At 39.2% G+C, this 8365-nt stretch carries 8 protein-coding genes; 7 read left to right on the top strand and 1 reads right to left on the bottom strand.

Translation table 11 applies throughout. From position 1 onward, the window contains the following. Together BM163_RS13890 and BM163_RS11590 are read left to right on the top strand one after the other, a co-directional pair. Positions 1-232 (top strand): hypothetical protein (locus tag BM163_RS13890; RefSeq protein ID WP_220083669.1); only part of this gene is annotated, 232 nt, incomplete at its 5' end. A gap of 138 nt (positions 233-370) precedes the next feature. Continuing rightward, on the top strand, positions 371-661 hold the full coding sequence (locus BM163_RS11590) for a hypothetical protein (RefSeq protein ID WP_089803319.1): 291 nt from the start codon (positions 371-373) through the stop codon (positions 659-661). Between the two features lie 49 nt (positions 662-710). Here the strand turns inward: BM163_RS11590 and BM163_RS11585 are convergent, their stop codons facing one another. After that, positions 711-1163: a DUF6884 domain-containing protein gene (locus tag BM163_RS11585; protein ID WP_089803317.1), complete on the bottom strand. Its 453-nt coding sequence runs from the start codon at positions 1161-1163 to the stop codon at positions 711-713. A gap of 276 nt (positions 1164-1439) precedes the next feature. On the opposite strand from BM163_RS11585, the gene ilvD reads away from it, so the two are divergent. From ilvD to BM163_RS11560, 5 genes are all read left to right on the top strand, one after another. Then, on the top strand, positions 1440-3107 hold the full coding sequence (gene ilvD, locus BM163_RS11580) for a dihydroxy-acid dehydratase (protein ID WP_089803315.1): 1668 nt from the start codon (positions 1440-1442) through the stop codon (positions 3105-3107). A 351-nt stretch (positions 3108-3458) separates the two neighbouring features. Then, positions 3459-5183, top strand: a complete 1725-nt coding sequence (ilvB, locus tag BM163_RS11575) for a biosynthetic-type acetolactate synthase large subunit (protein WP_229675568.1) — start codon at positions 3459-3461, stop codon at positions 5181-5183. Beyond that, the gene (ilvN, locus tag BM163_RS11570) at positions 5180-5701 is read left to right on the top strand and encodes an acetolactate synthase small subunit (RefSeq protein ID WP_089803313.1); all 522 of its coding nucleotides are present in this window, start codon (positions 5180-5182) and stop codon (positions 5699-5701) included. Before ilvB ends, ilvN begins: the two co-directional genes overlap by 4 nt. 114 nt (positions 5702-5815) lie before the next feature. Then, positions 5816-6847 (top strand): ketol-acid reductoisomerase, encoded by a 1032-nt coding sequence (gene ilvC / locus BM163_RS11565; RefSeq protein WP_089803311.1) that lies wholly within the window; start codon positions 5816-5818, stop codon positions 6845-6847. Then, positions 6834-8363 (top strand): 2-isopropylmalate synthase, encoded by a 1530-nt coding sequence (locus tag BM163_RS11560; protein ID WP_089803309.1) that lies wholly within the window; start codon positions 6834-6836, stop codon positions 8361-8363. The genes ilvC and BM163_RS11560 overlap by 14 nt, the downstream gene beginning before the upstream one ends. Positions 8364-8365 lie beyond the last annotated feature (2 nt).

The following is an 8365-nucleotide window of genomic DNA, read 5'->3' as shown; positions in this document are numbered from 1 at the left end:
ACCGATGTTGTATTCGCTTGTTCCGGAGCAGAAACAAGGTCTACATCATTGGACGCAATGGGCGTATATGATGCGTACCCTGTCTTTTGTTAGAACCCATGTGTTCTACCAGACGGAACGATTCGACCAAAGCAAGTTGTGTTCCTGGAACACACTATTTCCCCAACATGCTTTAACAGATGTTGAGAAAATAGGTTTGCGGCGGTTGGAGAGTAGAAAATCCTATGCTTAGTTGAATGAGCATGGGTTGCCTTTAGGGTGTCCTTATGGAATCCCCTTCCTCAAACATTCGTGAGAATGTTAGGTGGGGGTAGTTCAATTGCATTATGATTGAATCTCTTTCATACTATGTTTATAAGGAGGACGGCGCATGACACAAACAACATTAACGACTCATATAACTACAAGACAGATTAAAAACAATGAACTGCAAGTAAATAAGCACGTAGCAACATTGAATATCAAACAAGACGGCTTAACGTGTCAAAACAACTACTACCCTTATAAGATAATACGTGATGTCTCTTCACGCAGAATAACAAAAGACACGTTTATCTTATATTTACACACCGATGAGGGGATTATCTCTTTTTTATCTGATGATAACCCTCATACTTTTAAAGAGACAATCCATCATTATTTGAACACTAAGGTGACGTGACGATTATAATCATACTTTTTACTATTCTATAGTAGAAACACGTCAAATATTATATCGGTTCGTTTGTCTCAATTGCCTGTTTTAGCCGTTGTTGCATTTCACCAATACCTTTTGTTCCAAGCAAGGGGTAGTGATCGTCTTTAGTAATACCTCCGATGGATGTGATGACGTGTTGATGTTTCTTACCGGTTAATATAATGGCACGATCATACTTGCCCATTTCTTTACGGTCTCTTTGTCTTTTTAATACTTCCTCCGTCACTTCACAAGGGTGTCTCATTCCAAATGTGAGATCATAATTATTATTTATGATCTCATTTCTAGAACGAAATCCATGTTTAGCTGACAATATCACCCAATCGTCCGCAAATAATTCGGCATATTGTCGAGTTAAGAGGTGTAGTGTCCCAATATACACATCTTCAACTTTACTTGGTCCCGTATCAATTGATTTATCCCATATTTTTCGCTTGCCACAAGGTAAAACAGCGATTGTGCGCATCTATTTTTACGCCTCACTTTCCTTTTTGTATACATACATTGTAACTTAATAAGATTAGATTTCAATTATTAACGATTGTTTAAAGCGCTTACAAATTAAACTATTTTAAAATGTGATAAAAATCAGAAAATTTTAATAAAACCTGTTGATTATTTTTCAAAATGATTGTATGATTGCAAACAACATCTTAAATAATTTATTTACAAATCAGTCGATGAAGAATTTTCTGAATAGTCATTTTTCATCTGGCGTGTGATTGAGTAAGGAGCGAAACAAATGCGAAGTGACATGATAAAAAAAGGGTTAGATCGAGCTCCCCATCGTAGTTTATTACACGCGACCGGGGTCAAAACAAAAGATTTAGGCAAACCCTTTATAGGTGTTTGTAACTCATATATAGATATTATTCCTGGCCATATGCATTTAAATAAATTTGCCGAAGTCGTAAAAGAAGCCATACGCGAAGCTGGGGCCATTCCTTTTGAATTTAATACGATTGGTGTGGATGATGGCATTGCGATGGGACACATTGGGATGCGCTATTCCCTTCCTAGTCGTGAAATCATTGCTGACTCAGCAGAGACAGTTATCAATGCGCACTGGTTTGATGGCGTCTTTTATATTCCTAACTGTGATAAAATCACACCTGGCATGTTGATGGCCGCCGTTAGAACAAACGTACCTGCTGTTTTCGTATCGGGTGGACCAATGGAAGGTGGCGTTTCACCTACTGGTGAAACACTGACGCTCTCTTCTATGTTTGAAGGTGTTGGTGCAGTGCAATCAGGTAAGATGACAGAAGAAGAACTGACAGAACTTGAAACATTAGCTTGTCCAACATGCGGGTCCTGTTCTGGCATGTTTACAGCCAACTCCATGAACTCATTAATGGAAATGCTTGGATTAGCCCTTCCTGAAAATGGGACGATCTTAGCAACATCCCCTGAAAGACATCGATTAATTAAAGATGCGGCGAAATATTTAATGCAGCTTATTGAAAAAGACATTAAACCTCGTGATATCGTTACAAAAGATGCGATTGATGATGCTTTTGCATTAGATATGGCCATGGGTGGTTCAACAAATACAGTGCTTCACACATTAGCTATCGCCCATGAAGCTGGGATTGATTATGATATCGAGCGTATTAATGAAGTGGCTAAGCGGATTCCTTACTTAGCTAAAATTGCTCCAGCGTCGGATGTGACGATGCATGATGTTCACTTAGCTGGTGGCGTACCGGCTGTTATTAATGAATTATGTAAAATACCTGGTGCGCTGAATAAAGACCGGATAACCGTAACCGGTAAATCCATTTATGAAAATGTTAAAGATCATCCTATCAAAAATCCAAATGTGATTCGTCCACTTGAGAACCCTTATAGTCCTGTTGGTGGCCTGTCAATTCTCTTTGGGAACATCGCACCAAACGGTGCCGTTATAAAAGTAGGTGCTGTTGATCCTTCTATTAAAGTCTTCAAAGGACGTGCCGTCGTCTTTAACTCTCAAGATGAAGCACTTGAAGGTATTGCAAGTGGTCGAGTTGATAAAGGTGATGTCGTTGTTATCCTATATGAGGGCCCTAAAGGTGGACCGGGGATGCCAGAAATGCTTGCCCCAACTGCTGCTATTGCTGGACGCGGACTTGATAAAGATGTTGCGCTGATTACAGATGGACGTTTCTCTGGTGCTTCGCGAGGTATCTCAATTGGGCATATATCGCCTGAAGCTCAAGAAGGTGGACCTATTGGGATTATAAAAACAGATGATACTATTATTATTGACTTAACAAACCGAACCATTCATTTAGATATTAGTGATGAAGAATTCACTCAGCGTCAGGAAGCTTTTGAAATTCCTGAACCTAAAATTACTACAGGTTATTTAGCTAAATACGCTAAACTTGTGACATCCGCAAACACTGGTGGCGTCATGAAAATATAATAAAACGATGATTAGAAAAAAGAGAAAGCAATCGTATATTCTCAGAGAGCCGGGGTTGCTGGAAGCCCGGAAATATACGCTTTCTCGACATCCTCTAGGAGTGTTAAGTTGAATTCTATTTAAGATAGTAGACTTAGCCGGGTCCTTAAATCAAGTGACCCGTTATCAAAAGAAGAACGTATGATCGTTCTTCATGAGATCAACATGTATGTTGATGAATCAGGGTGGTACCGTGAAAAGCAAAGACCTTTTCTCCCTTGTAATTCTGCCAGTGGGCAGATTATAACGTGAGGAAGGGTCTTTTTATTATACTTTCATCATACACTTACGACTATTTTAGGAGGGTTAATAATGGCGATGATAAAACAACAAGAACTAAAAGAGGCAACACATATGCCAAAAACAGGTGCAGATTTGTTAATTGAAGCATTGATTGAACAAAATGTTGATACCTTATTTGGTTATCCAGGTGGTGCTGTCTTACCTATCTTTGATGCTTTGTATAAAAAGAAACAACATTTTAATCAAGTTTTAGCTCGACATGAACAAGGATCCATCCATGCAGCCGAAGGCTATGCAAGAGTATCTGGTAAGCCTGGAGTTGTCATTGGTACGTCAGGTCCTGGGGCAACAAATTTAGTCACAGGTATTGCTGATGCTATGCTTGATTCATTACCACTTGTCGTTTTTACTGGGCAAGTCAATCAAACAGTTATTGGCACAGATGCCTTCCAGGAAGCTGATATTATCGGGATAACAACGCCCATTACAAAACATAACTACCAAGTACGAAAAATCAGTGACTTACCTAGGATAATAAAAGAAGCTTTTCACATTGCGACAACTGGTCGACCTGGTCCTGTAGTTATCGATATACCTAAGGATGTACAAGCAAATCCATGTGAAGATAGCTATGATGCTAGTTTTGATCTTCCCGGTTATCAGCCAACCATTAAGCCAAATCCTTTGCAAATCAAGAAATTAAAAGAAGCTATGCAAGAAGCTTCCAGTCCTGTTATTTTAGCAGGTGCTGGGGTACAATTCGCTAAAGCCTCTGCAGAATTGATTGAATTTGCTGAAAAACATCAGATTCCTGTTGTTAATACTTTACTTGGACTCGGCACATTCCCTGGTGAGCACGAATTATCTCTCGGCATGGGCGGGATGCATGGCACATATGCATCGAATATGGCGCTATATGAAGCGGATTTACTGATTAATATCGGTTCTCGCTTTGATGATCGCCTAACGGGGAACCTAGATCATTTTGCACCATCAGCTATCATTGCGCATATAGACATTGACCCAGCTGAGATTGGAAAAAATATTAACACGCATATTCCTATCGTTGGCGATGCAAAAGAAGCGTTAAAAGAAATGAAAAAGCAAATCAAAGACTCACCTGACTTTAGCAACTGGCTTATCCGTTGTCAAAACAATAAAACAACTTATCCACTTTGGTTTAATAAACCCGAACAAGATATGGTTGGTCAGTGGGTTATAAACGAGGTGTATCATGCAACAAAAGGTGAAGCGATTGTCGCAACAGATGTCGGCCAACACCAAATGTGGTCCGCTCAATATTATAAATTCAATAAACCAAATCGCTGGGTAACAAGTGGTGGTCTTGGGACAATGGGCTTTGGCTTTCCTGCTTCTATTGGTGCTCAACTTGCAAAGCCTGATGAGTTAGTTGTAGCTATCGTTGGAGATGGCGGTTTCCAGATGACGCTACAAGAATTGTCTATTCTTCAAGAACGTCGTCTACCAGTTAAGATCATTATTGTTAATAACGCCGCACTTGGTATGGTCCGTCAGTGGCAAGAAAAGTTTTACTCTGAACGTTACTCCGAATCAATTTTTAGTATTCAACCGAACTTTGTTAAATTAGCCGAATCTTATGAAGTTAAAGGCGTAAAAATTGAATCTCAAGCAGATTTTAAATCACAAATCACTGACTTATTAAATCACGATGGCCCTGTACTGATCGATGCACGCGTTCTCCAACAAGAAAACGTGTATCCAATGATTGCACCAGGTAAAGGATTACATGAAATGATAGGAGTGAAACCATGAAACGTATTATAACCGCCAAAGTAAAAAATCGTAGCGGGGTTTTAAACCGAATCACTGGCTTACTTCAACGTAGGCAATTTAATATTGAAAGTATTTCAGTTGGCCGTACAGAACATGAAGAAATGTCTCGTATTACGTTTGTCGTAGATGTTGAAGATTTCCAAAAACTTGAACAAGTAACTAAGCAGTTAAACAAACAAGTAGATGTCATTAAAGTGTCTGATATTACTGATAAAGCAATTGTCGCGCGTGAGCTTGCTTTAATAAAAATCCAAAGCAATCCTCAGTTACGCCATGAAATTCAAAGCATTATCGATCCATTTAGAGCCTCGGTTATTGATGTGAGTAAAGATACGTTATCAATTCAAGTAACAGGCAAACAGGAAAAAGTTGAAGCATTAATCGAATTACTTAGACCATATGGTGTCAAAGATATCGCAAGAACAGGCCTTACTGCCTTTTTGCGTGGACAACAACCATCGAGTTCTGAACAATCAAGCTTTAGCTTATTACATTAAAACTTCTTTAGCGCAAATGGAGAGATGTCTTTCTCTCCCCTACTCTATTGTTAGATGTATTTACATTTACACATACAAAATAAAAATTATGGAAAATTGAAAGGAAGATGACAAATGGCAAAGGTAGTTTATAATCAAGATATTAATGAGGCAGTACTAAAGGATAAAAAGATCGCAATCATCGGTTACGGTTCACAAGGACACGCACATGCACTTAACTTAAAAGAAAGTGGTTTTGATGTGGTTGTAGGTTTAAGAAAAGGTAAATCATGGGACCAAGCAGTTGAGGATGGTGTTGATGTAAAATCAGTGGCAGAAGCAGCTAAAGAAGCGGATGTCATCATGATTCTTCTTCCAGATGAGTACCAACCAAAAGTATATAACGAAAGTATTAAAGATCACTTAGAAGAAGGTAATGCGTTAGTCTTTGCGCACGGTTTTAATGTTCACTTTAACCAAATTCAACCACCAGAAAATGTTGATGTATTCTTAGTTGCACCTAAAGGCCCTGGTCACTTAGTCCGTCGTACGTTCGAAGAAGGTGCTGGCGTACCGGCACTTTACGGTATTTACCAAGATTACACAGGCAAAGCGAAAGATATTGCTCTTGCCTATGCTAAAGGTGTTGGTGCAGGTCGTGCTGGGATTTTACAAACGACTTTCCAAGAAGAAACAGAAACAGATCTTTTTGGTGAACAAGCTGTTCTTTGTGGTGGGGCAACAAGCCTTGTAAAAGCTGGTTTTGAAACACTTGTTGAAGCAGGTTATCAACCTGAAGTGGCTTACTTTGAGTGTCTACACGAACTAAAACTTATCGTTGATCTTCTTTACGAAGGTGGACTTGAAAATATGCGCTACTCAATCTCTGATACTGCACAGTGGGGTGACTTTGTATCAGGCCCACGTGTCATTGATGCTGGCACAAAAGCACGTATGAAAGATGTTCTTACCGATATCCAAACAGGTAAATTTGCGAAAGAATGGTTGCTTGAAAACCAAGCAAACCGTCCACAATTTACAGCTATTAACAACGCTGAAAATAATCATTTAATTGAGAAAGTAGGTAAAGAACTGCGTGACTTAATGCCATTTGTAAAACAAAGAAAGATGGCGAAAAAGGAAGTGGCTAGTAATGACAACAATTAAAATTTTCGATACAACGCTACGCGACGGTGAACAATCACCAGGCGTTAACTTGAATCAACTTGAAAAATTAGAAATCGCTAAGCAACTTGAACGTTTAGGTGTTGATGTGATGGAAGCAGGCTTTCCTGCTTCCTCACAAGGCGATTTTGAAGCAGTTAAAAAAATTGCCGACACCATTACTGAATCATCTGTCGCTGCACTGGCAAGAGCAAATAAACATGATATCGATCGTGCTTGGGATGCCATTAAAGGTGCAAAAAAACCGCGTATCCATGTATTTATCGCAACTTCCCCTATTCATATGAAAGACAAATTAAAAAAGACACCTGAGGAAGTGATTGACATTGCGGTAAAAATGGTCAGTTACGCAAAGAGTAAGTGCGATGACATCGAATTCTCAGCTGAAGACGCCTCTCGATCCGAACTTCCCTTCTTAGCTGAAATCATCGAAAAAGTCATTGATGCTGGTGCAACAGTCATTAACCTACCTGATACCGTCGGTTATACGACACCAAAAGAATATGGTGAGATGTTTAAATATATGAAGGACAATGTAAAAAACATTGACGACGTTGATCTGTCAACGCACTGCCATGATGATTTAGGCATGGCTTTAATTAACTCTATTGCTGGTGTTGAAAATGGCGCGACACAAGTTGAAGGAACAATTAATGGTATTGGTGAACGGGCTGGGAATGTGGCATTAGAAGAACTCGCCGTCACATTCGAAATCCGAAAAGATTTCTATCCGTTTGACACTAACCTTACACTAAAAGAAATAAAACGCTCGAGTGACATTATTTCTAAATTAACTGGCATGGTTGTCCCGGGGAATAAAGCTGTGGTAGGACGTAACGCTTTTGCTCACGAAGCAGGTATTCATCAAGATGGTGTCCTAAAGAACGCACAAACGTACGAGATTATCACGCCAGAATTAGTTGGTGTAACGTCCAATAGTTTAGTTTTAGGCAAGCATTCTGGCCGTCATGCTTTTAAAGATAAAATTAAACAGCTCGGTTTCCAACTTGATGAAGACAAGGCTTCTATTGCCTTTAATCAATTTAAACAGTTAACCGATCGAAAGAAAGAAGTAACGGACGATGATTTATTTGTTATCTTAATGGATGTGCAAACAGACATTAAGGCACGTGTTCAATATAAACTGACGAATTTTAAAGTGACTTATGACTCTAATAACTCACCAAGCGCCTCTGTTTCATTAGAAACACCAAAGAACGAGATTATTACTGGCGAGGGCACTGGCAATGGTAGTGTTGAATCTCTTTATAACACGATCGAACAATTAATTGAAGAAGATATTCAATTAACGGACTTTACACTTAGCTCTATTGGTAGAGGAAAAGATGCCTTAGCTGAAGTCCACGTAAGTATGACAGTGAATAAACAAGTTGTTAGCGGACGTGCAACAGCACAAGACGTATTGGAAGCATCTGCGAATGCATTTATTAACGCAATAAACCGTGTCTTTATCATTCAAGCAGATGAAAAGGAGTGACA

Source organism: Halolactibacillus alkaliphilus, assembly GCF_900115465.1.
Classification (GTDB): domain Bacteria; phylum Bacillota; class Bacilli; order Bacillales; family Amphibacillaceae; genus Halolactibacillus; species Halolactibacillus alkaliphilus.
Note: the sequence above shows the minus strand (reverse complement) of the source record. Positions and strands in the feature narration are given on the sequence as shown.

What these genes read in the sequence shown, in the direction of transcription:
- BM163_RS11585 (WP_089803317.1), bottom strand. Translation starts at nt 1,163, where the DNA reads ATGCGCACAATCGCTGTTTTACCTTGTGGCAAGCGAAAAATATGGGAT.
- BM163_RS11590 (WP_089803319.1), top strand. Translation starts at nt 371, where the DNA reads ATGACACAAACAACATTAACGACTCATATAACTACAAGACAGATTAAA.
- ilvD (WP_089803315.1), top strand. Translation starts at nt 1,440, where the DNA reads ATGCGAAGTGACATGATAAAAAAAGGGTTAGATCGAGCTCCCCATCGT.
- ilvC (WP_089803311.1), top strand. Translation starts at nt 5,816, where the DNA reads ATGGCAAAGGTAGTTTATAATCAAGATATTAATGAGGCAGTACTAAAG.
- BM163_RS11560 (WP_089803309.1), top strand. Translation starts at nt 6,834, where the DNA reads ATGACAACAATTAAAATTTTCGATACAACGCTACGCGACGGTGAACAA.
- ilvN (WP_089803313.1), top strand. Translation starts at nt 5,180, where the DNA reads ATGAAACGTATTATAACCGCCAAAGTAAAAAATCGTAGCGGGGTTTTA.
- ilvB (WP_229675568.1), top strand. Translation starts at nt 3,459, where the DNA reads ATGGCGATGATAAAACAACAAGAACTAAAAGAGGCAACACATATGCCA.